This is a genomic window from Parafrankia sp. EUN1f, assembly GCF_000177675.1.
Classification (GTDB): domain Bacteria; phylum Actinomycetota; class Actinomycetes; order Frankiales; family Frankiaceae; genus Parafrankia.
This window is the reverse complement of record NZ_ADGX01000133.1, coordinates 1-23,141: the sequence shown is the minus strand read 5'-3', so window position 1 is coordinate 23,141 and position 23,141 is coordinate 1. Positions and strand designations below refer to the sequence as shown.

Annotated in this window: 18 protein-coding genes and 1 pseudogene; 14 read left to right on the top strand and 5 right to left on the bottom strand. The window is 71.3% G+C overall.

Annotated features, from left to right (window positions below):
* Positions 1-305: 305 nt before the first annotated feature.
* The 8 genes from FREUN1FDRAFT_RS29280 (at position 306) to FREUN1FDRAFT_RS29250 (ending at position 12,311) form a co-directional block, all read left to right on the top strand.
* A complete protein-coding gene (locus FREUN1FDRAFT_RS29280) occupies positions 306-1,337 on the top strand; it encodes an iron ABC transporter substrate-binding protein (RefSeq protein WP_006543918.1) in 1,032 nt (343 codons plus the stop codon).
* Positions 1,334-2,887 carry an iron ABC transporter permease gene (locus tag FREUN1FDRAFT_RS29275; RefSeq protein ID WP_006543917.1) on the top strand — a complete coding sequence of 518 codons (1,554 nt, stop codon included), beginning with the start codon at positions 1,334-1,336 and terminating at the stop codon, positions 2,885-2,887. Before FREUN1FDRAFT_RS29280 ends, FREUN1FDRAFT_RS29275 begins: the two co-directional genes overlap by 4 nt.
* A gap of 11 nt (positions 2,888-2,898) precedes the next feature.
* Positions 2,899-3,552, top strand: coding sequence for an ABC transporter ATP-binding protein (locus FREUN1FDRAFT_RS45390; RefSeq protein WP_198144520.1), 654 nt, complete (start codon positions 2,899-2,901; stop codon positions 3,550-3,552).
* Positions 3,549-4,073 (top strand): TOBE domain-containing protein, encoded by a 525-nt coding sequence (locus FREUN1FDRAFT_RS45385; protein ID WP_006543915.1) that lies wholly within the window; start codon positions 3,549-3,551, stop codon positions 4,071-4,073. The genes FREUN1FDRAFT_RS45390 and FREUN1FDRAFT_RS45385 overlap by 4 nt, the downstream gene beginning before the upstream one ends.
* A complete protein-coding gene (locus tag FREUN1FDRAFT_RS29265) occupies positions 4,070-6,883 on the top strand; it encodes an AMP-binding protein (RefSeq protein WP_006543914.1) in 2,814 nt (937 codons plus the stop codon). The genes FREUN1FDRAFT_RS45385 and FREUN1FDRAFT_RS29265 overlap by 4 nt, the downstream gene beginning before the upstream one ends.
* Before the next feature lie 234 nt (positions 6,884-7,117).
* Positions 7,118-9,781, top strand: a complete 2,664-nt coding sequence (fxsT, locus tag FREUN1FDRAFT_RS29260) for an FxSxx-COOH system tetratricopeptide repeat protein (protein ID WP_006543913.1) — start codon at positions 7,118-7,120, stop codon at positions 9,779-9,781.
* A 269-nt stretch (positions 9,782-10,050) separates the two neighbouring features.
* Positions 10,051-11,223, top strand: coding sequence for an FAD-binding oxidoreductase (locus FREUN1FDRAFT_RS29255; RefSeq protein WP_006543912.1), 1,173 nt, complete (start codon positions 10,051-10,053; stop codon positions 11,221-11,223).
* 77 nt (positions 11,224-11,300) lie between these two features.
* Entirely contained in the window at positions 11,301-12,311 is a 1,011-nt protein-coding gene (locus FREUN1FDRAFT_RS29250; protein WP_006543911.1) for a LacI family DNA-binding transcriptional regulator, read from the top strand.
* A gap of 279 nt (positions 12,312-12,590) precedes the next feature.
* Here the strand turns inward: FREUN1FDRAFT_RS29250 and FREUN1FDRAFT_RS29245 are convergent, their stop codons facing one another.
* From FREUN1FDRAFT_RS29245 to FREUN1FDRAFT_RS29235, 3 genes are read right to left on the bottom strand one after another with little or no spacing between them, the layout of a single operon-like run.
* Complete coding sequence (locus FREUN1FDRAFT_RS29245) at positions 12,591-14,177, bottom strand: AMP-binding protein (RefSeq protein ID WP_006543910.1); 1,587 nt, start codon at positions 14,175-14,177, stop codon at positions 12,591-12,593.
* 29 nt (positions 14,178-14,206) lie between these two features.
* Positions 14,207-14,977 carry an SDR family NAD(P)-dependent oxidoreductase gene (locus tag FREUN1FDRAFT_RS29240; RefSeq protein WP_006543909.1) on the bottom strand — a complete coding sequence of 257 codons (771 nt, stop codon included), beginning with the start codon at positions 14,975-14,977 and terminating at the stop codon, positions 14,207-14,209.
* Positions 14,974-16,503, bottom strand: a complete 1,530-nt coding sequence (locus FREUN1FDRAFT_RS29235; protein WP_006543908.1) for an aldehyde dehydrogenase — start codon at positions 16,501-16,503, stop codon at positions 14,974-14,976. Before FREUN1FDRAFT_RS29235 ends, FREUN1FDRAFT_RS29240 begins: the two co-directional genes overlap by 4 nt.
* 175 nt (positions 16,504-16,678) lie before the next feature.
* On the opposite strand from FREUN1FDRAFT_RS29235, the gene FREUN1FDRAFT_RS29230 reads away from it, so the two are divergent.
* From FREUN1FDRAFT_RS29230 to FREUN1FDRAFT_RS29215, 4 genes are all read left to right on the top strand, one after another.
* Positions 16,679-17,326: a TetR/AcrR family transcriptional regulator gene (locus FREUN1FDRAFT_RS29230; protein WP_006543907.1), complete on the top strand. Its 648-nt coding sequence runs from the start codon at positions 16,679-16,681 to the stop codon at positions 17,324-17,326.
* Between the two features lie 120 nt (positions 17,327-17,446).
* Complete coding sequence (locus FREUN1FDRAFT_RS29225) at positions 17,447-18,562, top strand: NDMA-dependent alcohol dehydrogenase (protein ID WP_006543906.1); 1,116 nt, start codon at positions 17,447-17,449, stop codon at positions 18,560-18,562.
* 56 nt (positions 18,563-18,618) lie between these two features.
* The gene (locus tag FREUN1FDRAFT_RS29220; protein ID WP_006543905.1) at positions 18,619-19,035 is read left to right on the top strand and encodes a Zn-ribbon domain-containing OB-fold protein; all 417 of its coding nucleotides are present in this window, start codon (positions 18,619-18,621) and stop codon (positions 19,033-19,035) included.
* 35 nt (positions 19,036-19,070) lie between these two features.
* Entirely contained in the window at positions 19,071-20,273 is a 1,203-nt protein-coding gene (locus FREUN1FDRAFT_RS29215) for a thiolase family protein (RefSeq protein WP_006543904.1), read from the top strand.
* 72 nt (positions 20,274-20,345) lie between these two features.
* On the opposite strand, the gene FREUN1FDRAFT_RS46900 is transcribed toward FREUN1FDRAFT_RS29215, so the two are convergent.
* Entirely contained in the window at positions 20,346-20,711 is a 366-nt protein-coding gene (locus tag FREUN1FDRAFT_RS46900) for a roadblock/LC7 domain-containing protein (RefSeq protein ID WP_006543903.1), read from the bottom strand.
* Positions 20,712-21,467: 756 nt separating this feature from the next.
* Here FREUN1FDRAFT_RS46900 and FREUN1FDRAFT_RS29205 point away from each other — a divergent pair.
* Positions 21,468-21,836, top strand: coding sequence for a roadblock/LC7 domain-containing protein (locus tag FREUN1FDRAFT_RS29205; RefSeq protein ID WP_006543902.1), 369 nt, complete (start codon positions 21,468-21,470; stop codon positions 21,834-21,836).
* A 152-nt stretch (positions 21,837-21,988) separates the two neighbouring features.
* Positions 21,989-22,711, top strand: a complete 723-nt coding sequence (locus FREUN1FDRAFT_RS29200; RefSeq protein WP_232295471.1) for a hypothetical protein — start codon at positions 21,989-21,991, stop codon at positions 22,709-22,711.
* Here the strand turns inward: FREUN1FDRAFT_RS29200 and FREUN1FDRAFT_RS29195 are convergent.
* A pseudogene (locus tag FREUN1FDRAFT_RS29195) lies at positions 22,712-23,141 on the bottom strand (hypothetical protein); the annotation flags it as partial.

Below are 23,141 nucleotides of genomic sequence, written 5' to 3'. Positions count from 1 at the left end.
CGAGGTCGGGCAGGTCGAGGTCGACGACGGCGGCGGTGACGTCGAGGGCCGCGGCCATCGCGAGGCCGTCCCGGCCGGTGTGCGCCTTTGCCACGCTGCGCACATCGGGTTCGAGGCCAAGGGCCAGGCAGAGTGCCTCGGCAAATATCCGATGATCGTCAATCACCAGGAGTGACAACGATGATGCCATCGGTTCACGGCCCTCCGCGTGTGCACGTTCGACCCCCGAATTTTAGGGGGATTCGGTCGATATTAACTGAGCCTAACCTCCTTTCGTCAGGTGTCATCTGTCAAAGGAGTCCCCCGTGCCGACCGCCCGACGTCTGCTTCTCACGGCCGTGGCTGCCTGGACCGGCCTGGCCCTCGCTGCCTGCGGGTCCGACAGCTCGCCCGCGTCCTCGGGTCCAGACGGCGCCCTGGTGCTCTACAACGCGCAGCACGACGAGGTCGGCAAGGCGTGGGCGGACGGATTCACCGCGAAGACCGGCATCAAAGTGGATATCCGCAACGGCAGCGATTTCGAACTGGCGAACCAGATCGTCGCCGAGGGTGAATCCTCGCCCGCGGATGTCTTCATCACCGAGAACTCGCCGGCGATGTCCCTCGTCTCGGCCAAGGGCCTGTTCGCCCCGGTCGATGCCGCCACCAGGGCCCAGGTGCCGGCACGGTACTCGTCGGGCAAGGGTGACTGGGTCGGTGTCGCCGCGAGGTCGACGGTGTTCATCTACAACCCCGGTAAGATCCCGGCCGCCGACCTGCCTAAGTCGATCATTGATCTGGCGAGGCCGGAGTGGAAGGGCCGGTACGCCGTGTCCCCGAGCGGCGCCGATTTCCAGGCGGTCGTCAGCGCCGTCTACGCGCTGCGTGGCCAGGACGAGGGTCGGGCCTGGCTGCAGGGCATCAAGGACAACGCCAGGATCCTGCGCGGCAACAACACAATCCTGCGCGCCGTCAACGCCGGCGAGATCGAGGGCGGCGTGACCTACCACTACTACTGGTACCGCGACCAGGCCGACGGCGGCGCGAACAGCAGCAAGGTCAAGCTGGAGTTCTTCGGTGAGCAGGACCCGGGCGCGTTCGTCAGCGTCTCCGGCGGCGGTGTGCTCCAGTCCAGCAGCCACCCGACCGAGGCCCAGCGGTTCCTCGCCTACATGACCGGACCTGAGGGCCAGCAGCTGCTCGCCGACGGCGACGCACTGGAGTACACCGTCGGCTCCGGCATCCCGGCGAACGCCAGGCTCACCCCGTTGGACCAGCTCGACGCGCCGACCGTCGACCCCAACACCCTCAACGGCCCGACGATCGTCACGGAGATGCAGGAGGTGGGGCTCCTGTGACCCCGAGCCTCGCGGCGGATCCGCGGGGCTGGCTGCGCTACCCGCCACTTCGCCTCGCCTGCGCGCTCGCTGTCGCCGCGCTGACCCTCGTCCCGCTCGGCTATGTGGCGGTGGAGATCGCCGCCACCGGTGGCGATCTCGGCGACCTGCTGTGGCGGCCACGGGTCGGCGAGCTGCTGCGGCACACCGTCCTGCTCGTCGCGTTCGGGACGACGGCGTGCATGGTGCTGGGAACGGTGGCGGCGCTGCTCGTCGAACGCACCGACCTGCCTGGGCGTCCCCTGTGGACGGGGCTGATGGCGGCGCCGCTCGCCGTACCGGCCTATGTGAACAGCTTCGGCTGGTATTCGCTGTCCCCGTCGTTCGGGGGCCTCGGCCCGGCGGTGCTCGTCACGACACTCTCCTACTACCCGCTGGTGTACCTGCCGGTCGCCGCGGCGCTGCGCGGCGCCGACCCCACCCTCGCGGAGGTGTCCCGGTCGCTCGGCCGGGGCCGGTGGGCGACGTTCGCGCGGGTCGAGCTGCCGCTGCTGCGGCCGGCCGTCCTGGGCGGCGGGCTGCTCGTCGGCCTGCATCTGCTGGCCGAGTTCGGCGCGCTGCAGAACCTGCGGTACGACACGTTCACCACCGCCATCTACGACCAGTACCAGTCCACCTTCGACGGGTCGGGCGCCACGGCGCTCGCCGGCGTCCTCGTCCTGCTCTGCCTCGTCCTGCTCGGCGGTGACCTGTGGCTGACAGGCCGAACTCGGTACGCGCGGACGGGCGCCGGTGCCTCCCGCCGGGCGCCGCGCCACCGCCTCGGGCGCGCCGCCCCGCTCGCGGCCGTCGGGCTGGCAGCCCTGGCCGCCGCAGCCGTCGGCCTGCCGCTGGGGTGCATCTCGTACTGGCTGGCGACCAGCCGCTCGAGCGCGTTCCCCGCCGGTGACCTGCTGGGTGCGGCGACCGGCACCGCCACCCTCGCCCTGCTCGGTGCCGCGGTCACCACGGTGCTTGCGCTGCCGGTCGCCTGGCTCGCCGAGCGCCGGCGCGGCGCGCTCACCCGGCTTGTCGAGCGCAGCACCTACATCGGCAACTCGCTGCCCGGCATCGTCGTGGCGCTTGCGCTGGTCACCGTCGCGATCAGGTACACGCCCGGGCTCTACCAGACCACGGTGATGCTTCTCGCCGCATACGCGGTGCTGTTCATGCCGCGGGCGACGGTCAGCCTGCGCTCGACGTTGAGCCAGACACCGCCGGCACTCGACGACGTCGCGCGATCCCTGGGCGTCGGGCCCGCCGGCGTGCTCGCCCGGGTCACCGTGCCGCTGATGGCGCGCGGGATCGGCGCGGGCGCGGCGCTGGTCTTCCTCGCGGTGACCACCGAGCTCACGGCGACCCTGCTGCTGGCGCCGATCGGCACCCGCACGCTGGCCACCGAGTTCTGGAGCGAGTCGACGGCGGTCCAGTACGGCGCCGCGGCGCCCTACGCCCTACTGATGATCGCGATCTCCGCGCCGGCCGCTTTCCTGCTGACCCGCCGCAGCCGACACTCCGAGGGGGGTCAATGACACCGGGGCCCGTGACGCCACCGCTTCAGACGCCACCGCTTCAGACACCAGGGCTTGAGACGCCGGGCCTGGAGACAGCCGGGCCGGAAACGGGGCCGGCCGTACCCGGCACGGCACCGGCCGGCCACGTGCTGCGCGCCGCCGCCATACGCAAGGCGTACGGCGCCCAGACCGTGCTCGACGGCGTCGATCTGACCGTCCCCGCCGGCTGCCTCACCGCCCTGGTCGGGCGCTCGGGTTCGGGCAAGACCACCCTGCTGCGGCTGCTCGCCGGCTTCGACCGCCCCGACGCCGGCGCGATCACGATCGGCGACCGTCTCGTCGCCGGCCCCGGCCGCCAGGTCCCACCGGAACGGCGTCGCATCGGCTACGTCACTCAGGAAGGGAGCCTCTTCCCGCATCTCACCGTGGCCGGCAACATAGCCTTCGGCAAGCCTTGGCGGGCGCGCCGGTCGCGCCGGAACCGTCGCGATGTCGGCGAGCTCCTGGACCTCGTCGGCCTCCCCGAGCGTTACCTCCGGCGGTTCCCGCACGAGCTTTCCGGCGGCGAGCAGCAGCGGGTGGCGCTCGCCCGCGCCCTCGCCCCCGGCCGGACGTCATCCTGCTCGACGAGCCGTTCTCCGCGCTGGACCCGGAGCTGCGCGCCACCACCCGGCAGGCCGTGACCGCCGCCCTCGCCGCGACCGGCACCACCACGGTCCTCGTCACGCACGACCGCGTCGAGGCGCTGTCCATCGCCTCCCGGGTCGCCCTGCTCCGTGATGGCGCGATCCTGCAGGAGGACACCCCGACCGGCCTCTACCACCGGCCCGTGGACCACCAGGTCGCGGCCTTTGTCGGCGACCTGACGGTGGTCCCTGCGGCGTTTCGCGGCACCGTCGCCGACACCCCGCTGGGGGCCGTCCCACTGCGGCACGACCAGCACGGGACCGGCCGGGTCTTCCTCCGCCCCGAGCAGGTCGAGATCACCGAGCCTGGCGCGGGGCACACCGACGCGACGGTCCTGACCGCCGACTTCCGCGGCGCCGACGGTCTGCTCGCCCTGCGGGTCGGCACCCCGTCCGGCGACGTCGACGTCACCGCCCGCTGCGCCGCGCACCATCTCCCGGCCGCAGGTCAGCGGGTCGGGGTGCGTGTCAGCGGCCCCGCGACGGCGACCGCTCCCGCGGATTCGGATGCAACTTGACGGGCGTCAGCGCTGCTGCCGGCGCTGGCGTTGGGATCCGCCTCAGCGTCAGCACCGCGGCTGGCGCTGAGGCCGGCACCCTGTGCGGGGTGCCGTTCGCCCGTGACCTGCGCCGCCACGGCTCCGCGCTCGCCGTGGTCAGCGCCGACGGGCAGGCGCTCACCTATGACCAGCTGGCGGACCGAGTCGACGAGGTCGGCGCGCGGCTGGGGCCGGGACGCCGCCTTGTCATGATCGCTGCCTCGGATGGGCTGGAGCCGCTGGTCACCTACCTGGCGGCGCTGGCTGGCGGGCACCCCGTGCTGTTCAGCGGCCCCGACGACCGGTCCGTCGAGCCGCTGGTGTCGGTCTACGACCCGGACGTCCTGCTGCGCCAGGGCCCTCCCGGGTGGCGGCTGGCGCACCGGCGGCCGGGCTCGGCCCATGATCCGCACCCGGCGCTCGCGCTGCTGCTGTCCACCTCCGGGTCGACCGGGTCACCGAAGCTGGTGCGGTTGTCGGCGACGGGCGTGCAGGCCAACGCCGAGTCGATCGCCACGGTGCTCGACATCCGGGCGTCGGACCGGGCACCCGTCAGTCTGCCGTTCAACTACTGCTACGGCCTGTCCGTCATCAACAGCAACCTGCTGCGCGGCGCCGCCCTGCTGCTACCCGGGACGTCGGTCGTCAGCAAGGCGTTCTGGGCGATGTTCCGGGACCACGGCGCCACAAGCCTGCACGGCGTCCCGTACACCTTCGACCTGCTCGCGCGGGCCGACTTCGCGGCGATGGACCTGCCCAGCCTGCGCTACATCACGCAGGCCGGCGGCGCGTTGCCGCCGCGTCGAGTGCGGGAGCTGGCCGAGCTCGGGCAGCGCCGCGGCTGGCGGTTCTTCGTCATGTACGGCCAGACCGAAGCGACGGCCCGGATGGCATACCTGCCGCCGGAGCTGGCCGCCAGCAACCCGGGTGCGATCGGCCGGCCCATCCCCGGCGGCTCGTTCGAGATCGTGCGTCCCCGCCCGAGTGCTCCAGGCACCACCTTCCCGGGCGGCGATGACCCCGCGGATGGGCCGGGCGAGCTGGTGTACCGCGGGCCGAACGTGATGATGGGCTACGCCGAAAACGCCCGTGACCTGGCGGCGGGCCAGGTCGTTGACGCCCTCGCGACCGGCGACCTGGCCCGGCGAGGCCCGGGAGGGCTCTACGAGCTGGTTGGTCGCGGCTCACGCTTCGTGAAACCGTTCGGCCTGCGGATCGACCTCGACCGCGTGGAACGGCTCCTCTCCGAGCTGGGATACCCCGCGGCCTGCGTCGGCGTGGACGATGTCCTTGTCGCCGTCGTCGACCCCGCCGACCCCGCCGACCCCGCCAACCCCGCCGACCCCGCCGGGCCGGCGGCCACCACGACCCACACCGAGCCGGTCGGCACCGGGCAGGCCCGCACCGAGAAGATCCGGGTCGAGGTGGCTGCGGCGATCCAGGCCCAGACCGGGCTCCCTGCCGGCCAGGCCCGGGTGGTGGTCGTCCCAGGGCTGCCCAGGCGTCCGAACGGGAAGGTCGACTATCCCGCGGTCGCCGCGGTCGCCGCGGTCGCCGCGCCGCGGGACCCAGTGACCACAGACAACCCACCGACGCGACTGCGCATCCGGTTCGGCGAGGTCCTCAACCGGCCGGAGGTGCCCGACACGGCGACGTTCGTCGACCTCGGCGGCGACTCACTCACCTATGTCCAGCTGTCGCTGGAGATCGAGCGCGCCCTCGGCTGGCTCCCGTCGGGCTGGCCGACCATTCCCGTCGGCGAGCTGGAACGGATGGGGGTCGAGCCCGCCACCGACGTCGGCCCGGCCGGGGCTCGCGCGCCGCGCGGCCTGCGCGCCGTCGAGGTGGACGTCGTGCTGCGCGCGGCGGCGATCGTCCTCGTCGTCTCGAACCACATCGGGCTGTTCAGCCTGCTCGGCGGCGCGCACCTGCTGCTTGTCGCCGCCGGGTGGAACTGCGCCCGGTTCGGTCTCGTCCCAGGGCAACGCGGCGTCAGCCGGCGGCTCCTGCGCAGTGCGGCGCGGATAGCCGTCCCGTCCATGCTGTGGCTCGCCGGGCGAATCGCCACCAGTGGCGAGGGCTCGGTGACCAACGTGCTGCTCGTCGACAACTACGCGCGGGACGGGGTGCCCGGGTACTGGTTCGTCGAGGTTCTTGTCCAGACGCTGCTGGTGCTCGCCGCGCTCTTCGCGATCCCGGCCGTGCGCCGCCTGGAACGGCGGCACGACTTCGCCGTGGCCGTCGCCGTGCTCGGTGCGGCGCTGGTCGCAAGCCTGGCCGCGGACCCGGATGTGAGCGGTGGGTTTCCGACCCGGCTCTACGTCACCCATGGGGCGCTCTGGTTCTTCGTGCTCGGATGGGCCGCGCAGCGGGCGACGACCGGGCGGCGCAAGGTGTTCGTCATCGCGGTGGCGGCGGGGATGCTGCCGGGCTACTTCGACGACGCGATCCGCGAGACGATCGTCGGCGCCGGTCTGCTGGCGATGATGTTCCTGCCACGCCTGCTGCTGCCGAGGGCGGCCGTTGCCGTCGCCGCGTCGGTGTCGAACGCGTCGCTGTACACCTACCTGACGCATTTCGCTGTGTATGAATGGGCGCTGCCCCATGCGGCTCCGCTCGTGGTCCTGTTCGGTTGCCTTGGGGTCGGTATAGGCACCTGGATGATCACAGTACGGCTGTGCCGCATGGGCTGGCCGCCGCGTGCACTGTCCGCGGCAAGGCCCAGCGCCACCCGCTGGGCCTTGCCGCCGGAGAGGGCGGCGGGCCGGGCGTCGGGCGAGGCCGCGTAGGCGGATTACTGCCATCAGGCGGTACGCCGGGCCGGACGGCGCGCTCTACGAGCCAGGTGCCGGACGGCTCATCCTCACCGCACGTCGAACGTAACAATCGAAGGTGCTCAAAAGGGCAGGCGCGGCCGGCGAAGCTCTCGGCAGGTCGCGCCTGCCAACTTCCACGTGGAATGCTGATCGCCGTCGGTGACGGCTGCGCCGTGATGCGTACATGTGGGCTTTGCGGGGTGGTGGGTGGCGGACGACCTGTCGCCGGAGCAGATCCGGGCACTCGGTGAGGTCTTTGCCGATCCGGTGTCTGCTGGCCAGTTGCTGGAATGGGCGGGTCTGGGGCGGGGGCGTCATCCGGCTTGGCCGGTCCAGGGCGCCGAGCAGTTCTGGGGGGAGGTCTCCAGGCTGCTGCGCGCGGGCGCGCTTGTCGGCGGCCGGGCGAGTCTGCTTGCGCTCGCCGGGGCGCTCTATCCGGCGAACAAGGTGTTCGGAGCGGAAACCTCGGACGCCTCCGGTCAGGTGGAGTCGCTGTTCGAGGTGCCGTGGCCGCCGAACCCGAACTTTGTCGGGCGGGAACAGGAGCTGGCTGGGCTGCGGATGCGGCTTGCCGGGGCGAGTTCGGGGGCAGCCTGTGCGCAGGTGCTGCACGGGCTTGGCGGGGTCGGCAAGACGCAGCTGGCGGTCGAGTATGCCTACCGTTTCCGGGGCGAGTACGACCTGGTGTGGTGGGTGGCAGCGGAGCGGCCCGCGGAACTGGTCGGCGGCCTGGCGGCGCTCGCGGTCAGGCTGGGAGTCGCCGTCGAAGGCAGGGCGGCGGAGTCGGCGAGCCGGGCGGTCGATCTGCTTGGCGCGCGAGGGGCCGGACGGTGGCTTGTCGTGGTCGACAACGCGGGTGCACCGCCCGAAGGCACGAAGCGCGACGGCGGTGAGGCGCTGCTCCTCGCGGTGCTGCGGGCGGCTGGGCGCGGCGGGCATGTGCTTGTCACGTCCCGCGATCCGACCTGGGCGGGGCTGGCGGAGGCGGCCCTGGTGGATGTGCTGCCGCGGACCGACGCGGTGAGACTGCTGCGCCGGCGGATGCCCGGGTTGCCGGAGGAATCGGCCGGTCGGGTGGCGAAGCTTCTGGGCGATCTGCCGCTGGCGGTGGAGCAGGCGGCCGCGTGGCTCAGCCAGTCCGGTATGACCGTCGACACGTACTGCCGGCTCGTCGGGCAGCGCACGCGAGAGGTACTCGCCGAGGGAAAGCCGGTCAGTTACCCGGTGCCTGTCGCGGCGACCTGGACGCTGGCCGTCGATCGACTCGACAATCCCGCTGCGGTGTGGCTCCTGCGGCTGTGGGCACTGTGCGGACCGGAGCCGATTCCCGCGTCCCTCATCGGTCCTGACGCGGTCGGGCTGCTGCCGCCCCCGCTGGCTCCCGCGGCGACGGACCCGCTTTTCCTGGGCCGGCTGATCCAGATCCTGACTGCGATGGGTCTCGTCCGTGTGAGCCCGGAGGGCGTGGTGCTGCACCGGCTGGTCCAAGCCGTGCTGCGGGAGCACACCCCACCCGACCTGCGTGGCATGGCCCGACGCACGCTGCATCGGTTGCTTGTCGTGGCCGCCACTGGCGACCCCGGTTCGCCCGACAGCTGGCCCACCCACGCGCAGCTGCTGCCGCACGCGCTCGCGGCGGACCTGGCTGACAGCGACGAGAAGGCTGGCCGTCATCTGATCCTGCGACTGGGGCGATATCTGCGCGTGTCCGGCGACTACCAGGCCAGCCTGGCGTTAAGCCGTGACACCTACCGGCGCTGGAGGACCAGCCTCGGGGAGGGCCACGAGGACACCCTGCAGGCCGCCAGCGATGTCGCCGGGACGCTGCGGGACCTGGGTGACTGGGCAGCGGCCCGCACGCTGGAGGAAAAGGTGCTCGCCCTCCGGCAGGAAATCTTCGGCGACGACCACCCGGACACGCTGACCGCCGCTGGCAGTCTCGCCAACACGCTGGGTATGCAGGGCGACTATTCGGCGGCCCGAGCGCTGGAGGAGCGGGTGCTCGCGGGCCGTCGGGCGATCCTCGGCGACGACCATGTTCGGACGCTGACTGCCGCGGCGCACCTCGCGATGAGGCTGCGGATCATGGGTGAGTATCCGGAGTCTCGGGCGTTGGGGGAAATGGTGGTGGCCGGCCGCCGGAAGGTACTCGGTGAGAATCACCCGGACACCTTGGCCGCCATGGCGGACCTCGCGAACACACTCTACGCGAATGGCGATCGCGACGGGGGGTGCGTGCTGGTCGAAACGGTACTTTCCCGCCGTCGGATGGTTCTCGGTGAGGACCATCCCCATACGTTGAAGTCGGCGTGGCATCTTGCCGAGATGCTGCGGTCCGCTGGCGACCACGGTAACGCGCGCACCCTCTTGGAAAGGACGATCACCCGAAGTGAGCACATCCTGGGTGCTGATCATCCCGACACGTTGAGCATGGCTGTCACCCTTGCCGGAACGATGCGGGAGATGGGCGCCCACCAGGAAGCCCGCGTGCTGCTCGAAGACGTGCTCGCCCGCGGCCGGGATGCCGTCGGCGACGATCACCCGCGTATGCTCATCGCGTCCGCCGAACTCGCCGACGTTCTTTTTGATCTCGGCGACTATCCCGCGGCCCGAGTTCTGACCGAGTCGGTACTGGCGCGAGAGCAGAGAATGCGCGGTGAGAATCACCCGGCCACGCTCAGGTCCGCGGCGGACCTGGCACGTGTGCTGCACGCACTGGGCGACAGCCCAGCGGCCCAGGCACTCGAGGAGATGGTGCTCTCCGGCCGCCGGCAGGTGCTCGGCGACGATCACCCGGACACCCGCGAGGCCGCAGCCTCGCGGGCGGCGACGCTACGACAGATAGCCGACCAGGCCCTGCCGCCCTCATAGGCGGGGCCGAGCGACACCCGCCGCGCTGGCATGGGGATCGGGAAGTCCGTCATTGATCGTGGCGAGCTTTGTGATCTCAGTCCTGTCTCGTTTGTACCTGCCGAGCCGTGATGCTCGGCCGCCGGGGGAGGCGCTCTCTGGGTGGGACATCCGCCCGAGAAGACCGCTTGACTCCGTGAAACTAGTTTCTGAAACTAGTTTCATCCGATGTGCTTCGCCTGTGCGGGACCACGCGCCGGAATCACGACGGCGAGGAAGGACGAACGGCTATGGCAGCGAACGTGATCGTGATCGGTGCTGGGGTCTACGGGGCTGCGGTGGCCGCCTCGCTGGCGCGGCGGGGGGCGCGCGTGGTCGTGGTGGAGGCGGGTCTGCCCGCGCACGGCACCTCGGGGGCGACGTTCTCGTGGACGAACGCCTCAGCCAAGCCCGCCGGGCCCTACCGGGACCTCAACGTCGCCGGCCTGGCGGCACACCGGCGCCTGGCGGCCGGGGCGGCCGGGGCGGCCGGGGCGACCGGGGCCGACTGGTACCACGGGAGCGGCAACCTGCAGTGGGCCGCGGCCGGCGACGACGAGGCGCGTCAGACGCTGCGGGCGAAGGTGACCGGGCTCCTCGACGACGGTTACGACGTCCGATGGCTGAGCAGGTCCGAGGCGGCGGACATCGAACCGGGGATCGACCCCGCCGGGCTGCCGGCGGACGAGATCGCCTTCTTTCCCCACGAGGGGTGGGTCGCGCCGGAGAGGTTGATCAGTTACCTGCTTTCCGTGGCCGCCGCCCATGGCGCCGAGCTGCTGACCGGCGACGGCGTGGCCGCCCTGGAGACATCCGCCGACCAGGTGAACGCCGTCCGGATGGCATCGGGCCGAACCCTGGCGGCCGCGGCGGTCGTGAACTGCGCCGGGCCCCGTGCCAGCGTGATCGCCGAACTCGTTGGTCTCGACCTGCCGATGCGCAACACCTGCGGCCTGCTGGTCCGCGTGTCGGCCGTGGCGCCGCCGGTTTCCCGGGTCGTGCACGCGCCGCGCGTCCACCTGCGGCCGGACGGCGCCGGGGGGCTGCTGATGCACTCACCCGCGCTGGACGAGGCAGTGCGAACCTCCGACAGCGGGCCGGTCGTCGCCGACGACACAGCCGTCGGGCGTCTGCTCGAGGCCGGGCGCGCGCTGTGCCCGGCGGCGCGTAACGCTGCCGTGGACGGCATCCGCATCGGCGAGCGGCCCATTCCCGGAGACGGCCTGCCGGTGTTGGGACGAGCGGCGGACCTGCCGAACTTCCACTTCGCCGTTTCGCACAGCGGGGTGACTCTGTGCCTGCACGCGGGCGGGCTGGTGGCGGACGAGGTTCTCGGCCTCGACCGGGACGAGGCCCTGGCACCCTTCCGGTTCGAGCGGTTCCGGGCGGCGCCTGGCCCCGCGGTCGGCGCGATACCGTCGTAGCGGCGTCGGGACCGTCGCCGAGCGGCGTGCGGTCACGGCTCGCGCCACCGTCCGTGGGAGGGAGACTCGCGGCGACCATGGCGAAGCGAGTGACCATCGGCGAGGTGGCCGCCGATGCCGGGGTCTCGGCGGCCACCGTCTCCCGGGTCCTCAACGGCGGTGCCGTCACCGAGGAGACGGCCAGCAGGGTGTGGGCGGCGGTGAGCCGGCTCGAGTACACCCCCAACGCGCTCACCAGGAGCGTCTTCGCCGGCCGGTCCAGCACGATCGGCGTGGTCATGCGGGACCTGAGCAGCCCCTTCTTCCTCGATCTGATCCGCGGGATCGACGACGTCGCCGCCGCCAACGGCAGCCTCGTCATGTTCGCCAACACGTTCCGCCAGCGCGACCACGAGACCGCTCTGATTCAGATGATGGACGAGCACCGGGTGCGCGGCCTGATCGTCACGACCGGGGACCAGACAGACACCCGCATCCGCCGGATGGCCGAGGGCGGCACGCCCTGTGTGGTCGTCGCGCGCAGGCTCGTGGACCCACCGGCCGGCCTCCACACGATTCGGCTGGATGACGCGGCCGCCGGAGCCCTGATGGCCGGGCATCTCGCCGGGCGCGGGCGGACGTCCCTCGGCGTGGTCACCTCTGGGGACCGCCCGGCGCAGCGGGAACGGGTGGCGGGCCTGCGCAGGGGCCTCGCCGAGCACGGCCTGACGCTGCCCGGGGAGGCGGAGGCCTGCGCCGAGACCGAGCGGGAGGCCGAACGGGCAGTGGGTGCCCTCCTTGACGGAGCCCGGCGCCGGGGAACGCCACTGGACGCGATCGTCTGCACCACCGGCCGCCTGACCGTCGCCGTGCACACGGCTCTGACCGGCCGCGGCCTCACCATCCCCGACGACATCGCCTTTCTGACGACGGACGACTTCCCCTGGGCGACCGCGCTGGGGCTCTCGGTGATCACGCAGCCTTCGTACGAGATGGGCCGCCGCGCCGCCGAGCTCGTCGTCGACAACCCTGGCGGGTCAGCCGATGTGGTCTTCGAACCAGGCTTGGTGCCGCGCGGCTCCACCGATCGGGGGCGGGCGTCCCGGTAGCGGCTGACCAGCGCCCGCGTCACCCCTTGCGCGACTCCTGGGTGACGCGCCTGTGCCACCTGAGTGAAGAGGTCGGCGTCGTCGGTGGGATCCGCGGGTGTGAGGCGGCGCATGACACTCGGTCGGGGCCCGTACAGAAATCGACGTGTCCGAGGACCAGCTGTCTCGCGACATCGTCGCGGCCGAGCGCGCTCGGCCGCTCGCCGAGCCGCCGGCACAGAAGGCCGAAGGGCCGGCCGAGGACTGACGGGCCCGGCCGGCACTTCACGGTCTTCCGCCTCAGCCGACCCTGCGGTCGGTGTTGGACCAGTGGCGTGCGCGCAGCGCCTTCTTGTCCGGCTTCCCCACCGCGGTGAGCGGAAGCGCGTCGACGAAGTCCACACCCTTGGGGGCGTGGTGGGAGCCCTTGTGCTCCTTCACCAGTGCGGCCAGTTCCTCCGCCGCGACGGACGCGCCGTCCCGGAGCACGACGACCGCCCGGACGGCCTCGCCCCACCTGTCGTCGGGGACGCCGATGACCGCCGCCGCGGCGACCGCCGGGTGCGTGGAGAGGACGTCCTCGATCTCACGGGGGAAGACGTTGAAGCCGCCGCTGACGATCATGTCCTTCTTGCGGTCCACGATCGTGTAGAAACCGTGCTCGTCGACCCGGGCGATGTCGCCGGTGTGCAGCCAGCCGCCGGCGAGTGCCTGCGCGGTCTGTTCCGGCTTGTTCCAGTAGCCCTTCATGACGAGTGGCCCCTGGACGCAGATCTCACCGGGCTCGCCGTCGGGAACCGGCTCACCCTGGTCGTCGAGCAGAGCCACCCGCACCCACGACACCGGACGCCCGCATGAGACCAGCCGGGCCGGATCGTCCGGGTTGTGTTCTTCCTTGCGCAGCACGAACACGGTCTGCGGGGCCTCGGTCTGCCCGTAGAACTGGAAGAAGACCGGGCCGATCCGCCCGATTGCCTCCCGCAGTCGGCCCGGCGACATCGGCGAGGAGCCGTAGAACACCGTTTCGAGGCTGGAAAGGTCGGTCTCGTCGAACCGGGGATGGTCGAGCAGAGCGTAGATCATCGACGGAACGAGGAAAACCGACGTGATGCGGTGCTGTTCGATGGCCTCGAGGACCTTGCCGGCGTCGAACTTTGGCAGCACGACCACGGAGCCGCCCTGGTGCAGCACAGGAACGATGAACGGCGCGCCCGCGTGGCTCAGCGGCGTGCAGACGAGATGGCGCAGCTCCTTCGGCCACTGCCACTCCGTGAGCAGGATCTGCGTCATCGCCGCGCTGCCGCGGTAGGTGGACATGACGCCCTTGGGCTGGCCGGTGGTCCCACCGGTGTAGGCGATCGCGGCGATCGCCTCCGGGTCGAGCCGGGGCACGGTCAGCGGGCGTGGCTCGTAGCCTGCCGCCAGTGCCACCAGGTCCGCGCCGACGTCGCTGGGCCCGAAGGACAGCAGCCGCTTCAGGGTCGGTACCCGCTCGCGCAGCGCGGCGGCACGTTCGGTGAAGGACGGGTCGAAAACCAACGTCTCGATCTCGGCGTCGGCGAGCACATAGGCGTGGTCGTCGAGGGAGCCCAACGGGTGAAGCGCCGTGTTGCGCCCACCGGTGACCATGTAGGCGCCCATGGAGTAGAGGACTTCGGGCCGGTTCGTGGACAGCATGGCCACGCCACTGCCGGGCCGCACCCCCTGCGCCGTGTAGACCTGCGCGTACTGACTGATCCGGGCGGCCAGCGCCCCGGCGGTGAGAATGCTTTCCCCGAGGTAGATGGCGGGCTTCGCCGGGTCGCGCCGCAGTGCGCCGACGAGAAGGTCGGGGAGGAACGCGCCGCGATAGAGGTCGTCCGCCGCCTCGGGTAGCCCGCGACTCATGATGCTGCCTCCTCCTGGCTCCCGGCCGCTCATTTGGCCGGGAATCGCTGTGCGCCGTCGAGCCGGATGTTCTCGCCGTTCAGATACGGATTGCGCAGGATCGCCTCGACCAGCAGGGCGAACTCCACCGGGTGGCCCATGCGGTGCGGGAAGATGATGCTTGCGACCAGCTTGTTCTGCAGTTCCGCGGACGCGCTGCGCATCAGCTCGGTGCCGATGGTTCCCGGCGCGATGGCGCAGACCCGGATTCCCAGCGGCGCGAGGTCGCGGGCGAGCGGCAGGGTCATCCCCAGGATGGCCGCCTTCGCCGACGCGTACGCGACCTGGCCGGCCTGGCCCTCCAGCCCGGCCAGCGAGCCGGTGTTCACCACGACCCCGCGCTGGCCGTCCTCGTCGGGGGTGTTGGCGGCCATCGCGGCCGCGGCGAGCCGGGTGACGTTGAACGTCCCGACCGCGTTCTTCGCCATGGTGGCGACGTACGTCTCCAGGTCGTGCGGGCTGCCGTCGCGGGCGACCGTGCGTGCCGGCCGGGTTCCGCCGCCGGCCACGTTGATGACGTACGACAGGGTGCCCAGCGACCGCGCCGCGGCGATGGCCGCCTGGACGTCCGCCTCGACGGTCACATCGCCGGGGACGGCCACGGTCATGCTCCCGAGCTCCGCGGCGAGGGCGTCGGCGCGCTCGCCGTCCAGATCGACGATCGCCACGGCGACCCCCAGCCCGACGAGATGGCGGACGGTGGCCGCCCCCAGCCCTCCGGCCCCGCCGGTCACGATCGCGGACGCACCCTGCAACCTCATCGGCCGTCCTCTCCAACCTCTGCAACTGTTCCAGATGTTTTGGGCAGACCAGGTCGTCCGGGCAAGCCGGGCAGGCCGGGCAGCTGTGTGCCGGCCGGAACCGTGATGGTCTTCGGCTCCAGGTAGGAGCTCAGCCCCTCGGGCCCCAGCTCCCGGCCCAGACCGGACTGCTTCATCCCACCGAACGGCGCCGCCGGGTCCAGCGACAGGCCGTTGACCCCGAACGTTCCGCTCCGGATGCGCCGCGCGACCGCGAGCCCGCGCTGGACGTCGTCCGTCCACACCGTGCCGTGCAGGCCGAACGGCGTCCCGTTGGCGATCGCGACCGCGTCGTCGGTGTCCTCGTAGGGGATGAACGCGACGACCGGCCCGAAGATCTCCTCCTGGGCGATCCGCATGCTCGGCGTGACGTCGCGGAAGACGGTCGGTTCGACGTACCAGCCGGTTTCGAGGCCGGCCGGTACCCCGCCGCCGGCGACGAGGGTGGCGCCTTCGCGCTGCCCGGTCTCGATGTAGCCGAGCACCTTGTCCCGCTGGCGCTGCGAGATCAGCGGGCCGAGGAACGTCGCGGGGTCCGCCGGGTCGCCGACCCGCAGCTTCGTCGTGATGGCGGTGAACCGCTCGACCGCCTCGTCGTAACGCCGGGCAGAGACGAGGATGCGCGACTGGGCCGTGCAGAACTGCCCGCTCAGGAACAGGCTCACGGTCATCAGCCGGGCCATCGCCGCCTGCAGATCGATGTCGTCGAGCACGATCGCCGCGGACTTGCCGCCGAGCTCGAGGGTGACGCGCTTGAGCTGGTCGCCGGCGAGGCTCGCGATGCGCCGGCCGACGGCGGTGCTGCCGGTGAACGCGATCTTGTCGATGCCCGGGTGCGTGACCAGCTGCTCGCTGCCGCTCGGGCCCGCGGCGAGCACGTTCAGGACGCCCGCCGGCAGGCCCGCGGCGTCGGCGGCCGCCGCGACGATGTTCGCGTGCAGCGGCGTCTCGGGCGCGGCCTTGAGCACGACCGTGCAGCCGGCGGCCAGCGCGGGGGCGAACTTCATCGCGGCGAGGAAGAACGGGACGTTCCAGGGGACGATCGCGGCGACGGCCCCGACCGGCTCCTGGCGGACGACGACGGGGGAGTAGCGGCCCGCGCGCGGCGTCTCCACCGCCAGCGCCGCCGCGGCCTCGGTGTAGAAACGCAGGACGTCGAGGCCGTTGTCGACCTGGCCCGGCCTCACCAGCGACGTGGGCGTGCCGTTCTCCAGGGTGATCGTCCGCGCCAGCTCGTCGGAGCGCATTTCCAGCTGGGCCAGGAACTCGGCCATGACCGCGGCTCGTTCGGCCGGCGGCAGGCCGGGCCACGGCCCGTGATCGAACGCGTGGCGCGCCGCTGCGACCGCCGCCTGGATGTCGCCCGTGTCCGCGTCCGGGACCTGGGCGATGACCTGCCCGGTGCTCGGCGACCGGACCTCGAGCTGACGCTCCGACGTCGCCGGAACCCACTTCCCGCCGATGAACACCTCGTTGGCCGCCCGCATGCGCGTGCTCCTCTCGTCGCCCGGTGCCCTCTCGCCGTGGCCCATGACCCGTGACCCGCCGTGGACCCCTGACTTGAGACAAAAACTACTAGATGTCACATGGCGCGTCGAACTATTGCGGGTGTCTCATTCGCTTCACCCCAAAGGTCGGACCAGGCGGCTCTACGATGGCTCCATGACGGTGATCACGGGCGACGAGGACGGGGGGCAGCGCGCACCGGGGTGGTGGGGCAGTGACAGTGCGCTGCTCGACGACGAGGAGGCGCGACGGCGGCTCGTCGCCGCGACGGTCCGCTGTGTCCTGCGGCGTGGCTCCGGCCGGATCCGGGTTGAGGAGGTGGCGGTCGAGGCGGGAGTCTCGCGTTCCACCGTCTACCGGTATTTCAAGACCCGTGACGAGCTGATCCTCGCCGTCCTGCTCAGCCGGGTCGACGCGGCCATGAGCGGGGTGCTGGGCGGTTTGCGTGACCCGGGGGATGCGGCCGGCTCGCTCGTGGCGGTGTTCGTCGACTCGATGGCCATGATGAACAAGGACACCATCAGCGAGGCTCTGTTCTCCGAGGGTGGCCGTTCCGCGGTGGAGCTGCGGGAACTGACCGCTGAGCCCATCGTCGACGCGGTGTACCGGCACCTGGAGCCGCTGCTGAACCGGTGGAGCGAGAGCGGCCAGCTGTACGAGGATCTGGATGTGCGTGAGACCGTTCGATGGCTGATCGCGGTCGGGTCCATCCTGATGGTGCCGCCGTGGTCCACCTGGTCGCCGCAGCAGCAGCGCGTCTTTGTGAACACCCACGTCGTGCGTGCTCTTGTCAGGCCTTCCTGAGCAAGGCCTTCCTGGGCGCGCCAAGTCGAACTTGACGTCAACCTCGACATACTTCTACGGTGCGGAAGCGCCCACTGCCCGGCCCGTCGAGGACGCGGGTTCACGAAAGGCGGCTGCCAGATGGTCAGTACACGCGCGGCGGTGCTCCACGGCCCCGGCCAGGATTTCAAAATCGAGACGGTCGAGATCGATCGCCCGCGGGCTGGCGAGGTTCTCGTCGACCTTCGCGCCTGCGGATTATGTCATTCCGACGAGCACGCCCGCACAGGCGACATGCCGATGCCGCACTATCCGCTGATCTGCGGCCACGAGGGCGCCGGCGTGGTGGAGGAGGTCGGCCCGGGGGTCACCTCGGTCCAGCCGGGGGACCATGTGGCGCTGTCGTTCGTGCCGTCCTGCGGAGCCTGCCAGTGGTGCCGGACGGGCCGGGCCTTTCTCTGTAACGACGGCGCGAAGATGTTCGCGATCGGAATGATGACGGACGGGCGTATCGCCCACCGCCTCGGCGATCAGCCGGTCGCCCGTTACACCCAGCTGGGCGCTTTCGCCGAGCGCCAGCTGCTGGCCGAGACGTCGATTGTCAAGGTCGACCCGGAGGTTCCGTTCACGGCCGCGGCGCTCGTCTCCTGCGGGGTCGCCACCGGTTTCGGTTCGGCGGTGAACCGGGCCGAGGTGAAACCGGGCGACACGGTCGCCGTCCTGGGTATCGGCGGAATCGGCGTCAGCGCGGTCCAGGGCGCGCGGATCGCCGGCGCACGGCAGGTCTTCGCGGTCGACCCGGTCGAGTTCAAGCGCGAGCAGGCGCTGCGCCTGGGGGCCACCCATGCGTTCGCCTCCCTGGCCGAGGCCACCGAGGAGATCCGGCGGCTCACCGACGGGGTCATGTGCACCTCGGTGATCTGCGCCTACTCGGTGATGCACTCCGAGCTGCTCGAACCGGCGCTCGCGCTGACCGCGAAGGACGGCACCTGCGTCATCACCGCGGTCGCGCCGATCACCCAGAAACAGGCCGACGTCAACCTGTTCATGCTCGCGATGTCGAACAAGCAGATCCGCGGCTGCCTGTACGGTTCCCAGAGCCCGCGGGTGGCGATTCCGAAGCTGCTCGACCTCTACACCGCCGGCATCCTCAAACTGGACGAGCTGGTCACCCGCACCTACACCCTTGATCAGGTGAACGAGGGCTACGCTGATCTGGCGGCCGGCCAGATCCTGCGTGGCGCGCTCGTCTTCTGAGGTTCCGGCGTTCTGAGGTTCCTGAGCGCGCACCGAATCCACAACCGGGAGTAGGTATGACGTCCGAGCAGTCGTTGGCCGGCCGGCGGATCCCGCTGGTCGACTACCTGGTGCTGGAAGGCGAACCGCATCTGGTGGCGCATGAATGCGTCACCTGTGCGGCCAGGTATTTCGATCGGCGCAACGCCTGTGCCTCCTGTGAGCAGGCCGAGTTCCGCGTGGTGGATGTGCCCACCGAAGGCGAGCTGCGCGCGTTCACGATCGTCTCGTTCGCCGCGCCCGGGGTGCCGGTGCCGTTCGTGGCCGGGGTGGTCGACTGCGGCGGCACCACCGTCCGCGGCAATGTCGTGAACGTTCCGCCGGACCCGGAGCACGTCCGGCTGGGAATGAAGCTGCGGCTGACCACGACGTCGCTTGGCACCGACGCCGCGGGCGTCGAGGCGATCGGGTACGGGTTCGAGCCGGCCGCCTGACGGCACACGCGAGAAGAGAACGAACGGGAGAAGTCGTGGCGGAGAACGTCTGGATCCTCGGCATCCACATGACGAAGTTCGGTAAGCACCCCACGCTCGACCCGGTCGACCTCGGCGTCGAGGCGATCCGGGGCGCACTCGCCGACGCCGGCCTGCGCATGCGGGATGTCGGAGTCCTCGCGGCGGGCAACCTCATGGGCCGGGGCGGCTCCTTCGGCCAGCAACTGCAGAAGCAGACCGGGCAGACCGGCATCCCGGTGTTCAACGTCGCGAACGCGTGCGCCACCGGCGCGACGGCGCTGCGGGTCGCGGTCATGGCGATCCGGGCCGGCGAGACGGAGGTGGGCCTGGCGGTCGGCGCGGAAAAGCTGTCGGGAGCGGGCCTGCTCGCCGGCGGCGCCCGCGAGGCGGAGGGCGACACCTGGGCGCCGAAGGGCCGGTTCGGCGCGGTCGCCGCGCTCGACGGCCGGGTCGGCACCGAGACGATGCCCGGCGTGTTCGCGCAGATCGGGATGGAGTACGGCCACAGGTACGGCGGCACCAGCTTCGAGCTGTTCGCGCGGATCTCGGAGAAGAACCACGCGCATTCGACGCTGAACCCGCTGGCCGCCTACCAGAAGCGGTTCACCCTCGGGCAGATCATGAACGACGTCATGATCGCCTACCCGAACACCCGCCCGATGTGCTCGGCGAACTGCGACGGCGCCGCCGCGGCCGTGGTCGTCAGCGAGGCGAAGCTGCGCACCCTGTCACTGGAACAGCAGCGCCGCGCCGTCAAGGTCAGCGCCTCGGTGCTGACCAGCGACCCCTGGCAGGAGGCCTGCCAGGTCCTGCCCGACGTCAACACGCTGACCCGTGTCGCCGCCGAACAGGCCTACGAGCAGGCCGGCATCGGCCCGGAGGACCTCGACCTCGTCGAACTGCACGACTGCTTCGCCACCGCGGAGCTCGTCCACTACGACAACCTGAAGCTGTGCCCGCAGGGCGGCGCCGTGGACTTCTTCAACTCGGGCGCGACCTGGCGGGACGGCACGACCCCGGTGAACGTGTCGGGCGGGCTGGAGTCGAAGGGCCATCCGATCGCGGCGACGGGCATCGCCAACGTCTGGGAGGTCGCCACCCATCTGCGCGGCGAGGCGGGCGACCGCCAGATCGCCGGCGCCCGGGTCGGCCTCGCCCACGTCATCGGCCTCGGCAGCGCCTGCGGTGTGCACATCCTCGAGAAGGCGGCCGTCTGAACCCCGCGGGAGCGCGCCGCCGTCACCCACGGCCGGTCTTCATCTGATCCGAGGTCCGCCGTCCCGCCGCGCTCAGCTGAGCAGCTTGCTGATCTCGGTGGAGGCCGCGCGGGCCTCGATCCGCATCAGGCCGAGGTTGGAGTTGAACGGACCGGACAGCACCAGCACCGCCTGTTCACCCGCCGCGTACACCACCAGGTAGCCGTGGTCACCGCGGACCACCGTCTCCTGCATCTCGCCGAGTCCGGTCCGGTCCGAGATGCGCTTGCCCAGACCGAGAGCCGTCGCTGCCATCGCCGCCATTCGTTCTGCGTCCGGCTCAGGGAAGTCGTGCGCCACGGACAGCCCGTCCACCGACGCCACCATGGCGCCGTTCAGCTCTGGAATCGACCGCCGCAGCTCCGACACCACGCGCGACAGCTCCGACTGAATACTCACCGATGCACCTCTGTCCTGAACGGTTTCGATTGACCTGCGTGGCTCCGGCGCGCGGTCCGGAGATGGATCATTCGGGGACGGATCATCCGGCGGCCCTGCTACGGCTGGCCGCACCCGCGATGGCGTCGTGACATCCGCGAGGCGTGCGCCGGAGGCGGGCCGCGCTGCCTCGGCTGGCTGCCCCGCGCCGAACGGCTGCCCGGCGGCGACGGGCTGCCCAGCGGCGAGCGGCCTGCCGTCGTAGGCCTCCGCCTCGGCGGGCTGCGATGTCGTCGAGGTCGGTGCCCGGTTGCGCCACGACCGTTTCGACGTGCTGCGGTGCCGCGACGGACTGCCCTCCTCGTCCAGCATCGTGACCGGCCGCCTTCGTCCGCCGGAGACGTTCCGCGGAGGTCACGCTCGCCGAGCCGCCCTCGGCCGGTACCTGTCCGCGGCGGACAAACCGGCCTTGGCGGTCGACATCACCCGTCCGACATGGACTTTCCGTCGGGGCCTTCCGCGGAGACGTCCCAGCCGCGCGACGGCGCCGTGTTCGGTTGCCGCACGGCACGACACCGATGCGCGAGGACGCCGCTTTCGCTGGTCAGCGGCCCCGAGAGCTGTGGGCATCGGATAGCGGAATATCCTGCGTACGATGCCGACCAAGCCTGGCTGACGCTGGGAGAAGCCGTCAGCCACACCACGGAACGATGGTCGTGTGTGACATGGAGTGTCGACCCCTGGGTTTCCCCGGACGGACCATCGACAAGGTTGGAGATGTACGTGCGGAACCAGTCGGTGACCTCCATCCTGCGCGAGCTCAACGCGTCGTCCGAGGACATCGAGGCCTCCGCGCTGGTCTCGATGGACGGCCTGCTCATGGCGTCGATGCTGCCACCCGAGTTCGAGCATGACCGTGTGGCCGCAATGAGCGCGGCGATGCTCGCCCTGGGCACGCAGACGAGCATGGAGCTCAACCGCGGCGCGCTCGACCAGATCCTCATCCGGGGCCAGCGCGGTCATGTGCTGCTCACCAGGGCGGGCCCGGAGACCGTTCTGGTGGTCGTCACCCGACCGAACGCCCAGCTTGGCACGACGTTTCTCGATGTGCGCCGGGGTGCTGAGGCGCTGTCCGCGGCCCTTTAGAACCTCTGGACCTCTGAACCGTGTGCGCCGAACGAGCGGGACAGGCCCCAAACAATGGCTGACAACGGCCGGTGGGGGCACAGCCGGCCGCCCCGCGTGCTGGATCACTACAAAGCGGGAGACGACGGGTGGACGGCCACAGGGCGGACAGAGTGGAGCTCCCGACGCCGCGATACGGCGCCGGGCCAGCACGGCCGGCCCCGTACCCGTGGGCCGGTGCCGCGGCGTCGTCCCGCGGCGAACCGCCTATCACGGTTCGTCGCTACGACCCGGCGCGGTACCTGCAGGGACTGGTGGCGTCCGCGTGGCGCCAGGCAGCGGATCGCGGCCAGGCGGTGTACATCCAGGGCGACTGGCCGGGAATCGCCGTCTACCCGCGTAGTCTCACCGCCGTCGTCTACGGAGGCGAGGACAGCCTGCGGCCGTACGCCGGGACGGAGGACCTCCCACAGCGCGCCAGTCTGGTCTTCTCGCGTGCACCCGAGTACGACGTCAACCACCCGGGCATGGTGCCGCTCGACGTCCTGTTGTGGAAGCTCGCGCTGGGAGCGTCCCGGGGCAGGCTGCCGCTCGGCACGCCCCTCGACACCCCGTGTGCCCTGTGGGAGTGGCCCAACTTCACCCGGCTGATCGTGACGCCGGGCGCGATGAGCGTCGCGGCCCTGTGGGCTCGACAGGCCTGCACGCTCAGCGAGACGATCAGCCTGTTACGCCTGCCAGCCGAGGACGTCTTCGCCTTCTACAGCGCCGCCGTCGCGGTCGACCTCGTCCACCCGGAGCTCCCGTCGCGGCCGGCCCCGCTCCGCTCGTCCGCGCAGCCGCAGCCGCCGCCGCAGCTGGTCGATGCTCCGTCGACAAGACGCAAGGCCGCGTAGTTAAGTGATCTCGGTTGCTGTCAAGGGTGTTGAGGTCAGGGTGTAGGTCGCTCGGTCGGTCTTGTGGAGGAGCCCCTGGCGGGCCCACTGCGACATCCGGGTGCGGAAGCTGTTGATGTTCGTGACGTGGAGGATCCGGGCGATGTCCCGGCTGTGCCAGGCGCGGTGAGGATCGCCGCGCAGGAGGTCCAGGACGTCGGTCGCGGTGGGTGCCGGGCGGTGGGATGGCTGGTCCGGTGCTGTCGGGTCGGTGTCCGGTGGTGGCACGGCGGGCCGGGTGAGCGCCGGGTGGCTTGCCGGGGTGGTGTCCGGTTGCGGTGGCTGGCCGCGGGTGTGGCGGGGTGGCTGGGGGTGGATCTCGGTGGTCACGGTCGCGATGCTGGTGGTGACCAGTGGCCGGTCGTCTCCGGCGGGCCGGGCGTGGTAGCGG

Bases quoted from the DNA above. Each gene is read 5' to 3' on its own strand.
- FREUN1FDRAFT_RS29255 (WP_006543912.1), top strand. From the start codon at position 10,051: ATGGCAGCGAACGTGATCGTGATCGGTGCTGGGGTCTACGGGGCTGCG.
- FREUN1FDRAFT_RS29250 (WP_006543911.1), top strand. From the start codon at position 11,301: ATGGCGAAGCGAGTGACCATCGGCGAGGTGGCCGCCGATGCCGGGGTC.
- FREUN1FDRAFT_RS29245 (WP_006543910.1), bottom strand. From the start codon at position 14,177: ATGAGTCGCGGGCTACCCGAGGCGGCGGACGACCTCTATCGCGGCGCG.
- FREUN1FDRAFT_RS29240 (WP_006543909.1), bottom strand. From the start codon at position 14,977: ATGAGGTTGCAGGGTGCGTCCGCGATCGTGACCGGCGGGGCCGGAGGG.
- FREUN1FDRAFT_RS29235 (WP_006543908.1), bottom strand. From the start codon at position 16,503: ATGCGGGCGGCCAACGAGGTGTTCATCGGCGGGAAGTGGGTTCCGGCG.
- FREUN1FDRAFT_RS29230 (WP_006543907.1), top strand. From the start codon at position 16,679: ATGACGGTGATCACGGGCGACGAGGACGGGGGGCAGCGCGCACCGGGG.
- FREUN1FDRAFT_RS29225 (WP_006543906.1), top strand. From the start codon at position 17,447: ATGGTCAGTACACGCGCGGCGGTGCTCCACGGCCCCGGCCAGGATTTC.
- FREUN1FDRAFT_RS29220 (WP_006543905.1), top strand. From the start codon at position 18,619: ATGACGTCCGAGCAGTCGTTGGCCGGCCGGCGGATCCCGCTGGTCGAC.
- FREUN1FDRAFT_RS29205 (WP_006543902.1), top strand. From the start codon at position 21,468: ATGTACGTGCGGAACCAGTCGGTGACCTCCATCCTGCGCGAGCTCAAC.